The 1,596-nt window shown below is 72.9% G+C and carries 1 protein-coding gene and 1 pseudogene; both read right to left on the bottom strand.

Features of this window, described 5'->3' with window-relative positions; all coding sequences use genetic code 11:
• Positions 1-229: 229 nt before the first annotated feature.
• Positions 230-1,318 carry a glycogen-binding domain-containing protein gene (locus VIB55_RS22250; RefSeq protein WP_331878873.1) on the bottom strand — a complete coding sequence of 363 codons (1,089 nt, stop codon included), beginning with the start codon at positions 1,316-1,318 and terminating at the stop codon, positions 230-232.
• Positions 1,315-1,596: pseudogene (locus tag VIB55_RS22245) on the bottom strand (glycogen-binding domain-containing protein); the annotation flags it as partial. The gene VIB55_RS22250 and the pseudogene VIB55_RS22245, both read right to left, overlap by 4 nt.

Genomic DNA, 1,596 nt, shown 5'->3' with positions numbered 1-1,596 from the left:
CGGCCCTCGGCCACCTTGCTTTCCAGCAGCGACACGGGGATGCCTGCCGTCTGCGCCTGGCGCCGGGCGGCTTCGATCCGTTGCTCCGGGGGCTGCGCCTGCGCCGCGGCGGGAACGCCCGCCAGCGCCAGGAGCAGCACCAGAATCCATCGTTGGGTCTTCATGTTTACAGCCAGTGTACCCTCATCCCGCCATTTCGAACCTGTAGACGACGCCACCCCGCCGCGCGTCACGGAACCACCACCACGGCCGAGCGGCCTCCAAACCCATCATCCACCGAAGGCACGCCCGGGGGCACCATCATCTGCCCGTCCGCCAGGCGGTACGCGAAGTGGTGGGCGCCGGGCGCGATTCGTACCCGCACCACCCACCAGTCTCCATCCGCCACCATCGGCACCGGCTGCCACCCGCTGAAGTCGCCGACGACGGATGGGGGCTCCCCGTGGTCCTTCCGCGGCAGCCGGAACACGGCTTCGCCGGGGTCGACATCGAGAAGCAGGGCGGGCGGGGACGGGCGCTGCCGGCCGAGGGCGCGCGAGACCTGCAGGTTCCACGTTCGCCTCGGCGTGCTCCAGTAGAGCGGATCGAACGGCTCCTGGCGCACGGAGGCCTGCACGGTGGCGCCGGCCATCACCCGCACGCGCACCCCGGCGCCGTACGACGCGGCAGGGCGTGGATGGCCGCCGCCCAGCCAGCTTCCGGCGTGCGCCCACGCGCTTCCCCAGGTCCGCCGCAGTTCCGCTGTCCCACCCGCGTACGGCCAGTTGCCGCCATCGCCGCGCAGCAGCCGCGCATCTCCGCCCACTTCCACGCCATCGGACAGGGCGAACGCGACGCGCGCGGCGGAGTCGTGAAAGCCGCGCACCGTGCTGGAATCGCCCGTCACGTCCGTTGCGGCGGAAACTCCGGAGCTGAGCGAGGCCGACAGCGCGCCGCGCCGCCAGCCCAGCGTGGGCAGCAGCTCCGCCGTTCCGCCGGTTCCGCCCGCGTTGGGGCCGGATGCGCCGTATGCGTAGCCGTTGAGGGAGGCGTTCAGCCCCAGGTCCATGCCCTGGACGGTGGAAAACGGGAGCCATCCGCCCAGTCCCCCGGCGCTCCACGTGGGCCCGCTGCCCTGCACGGGCACGCCGGCGGACAGGTACAGCCACCGGCCGGTGCCCTGGTATCCGAGGCCCAGCGAGGCGGAGGTGGTGGCGACGCGCGCGGCGACGGGGTCGTGAAGGGCGCGGCCGGCGGCGGCTTCGGCGGTCCAGCCCTGGGCCGCGGCGGGCGAGGCCAGGAGGAGCGCGGCGCAGCCCAGCGTCAGCCGGACGATCACGCCGAGCCCAGCGGGGGAAGCGAGATGCGGCTGTTGGTGCCGCCGAAGTCGTCGTCCACCTGCTGTGGGGCGTGGGGGTCCGGCACCCACTCGGTACCATCGACCACGAAGACGTAGTCGTGCACGCCGGGCTTCAATGGCACCAGCGCGGTCCATACGCCCGATTCAGATTCCTGCAGCGGAACGGTGGGCTGCCAGCCGGTGAAGGTGCCCGCGATGGCCACCTGCCGCGCCCGAGTCTCCAGCCGGAACTGCACGTAGACCACGGGCTGCGCGGC

Origin of the sequence: Longimicrobium sp., assembly GCF_036554565.1 — a bacterium.
In the GTDB taxonomy this organism is placed as follows: domain Bacteria; phylum Gemmatimonadota; class Gemmatimonadetes; order Longimicrobiales; family Longimicrobiaceae; genus Longimicrobium.
The sequence above is the reverse complement of the archived record's forward strand: the minus strand, read 5'-3'. Positions and strand labels throughout refer to the sequence as shown.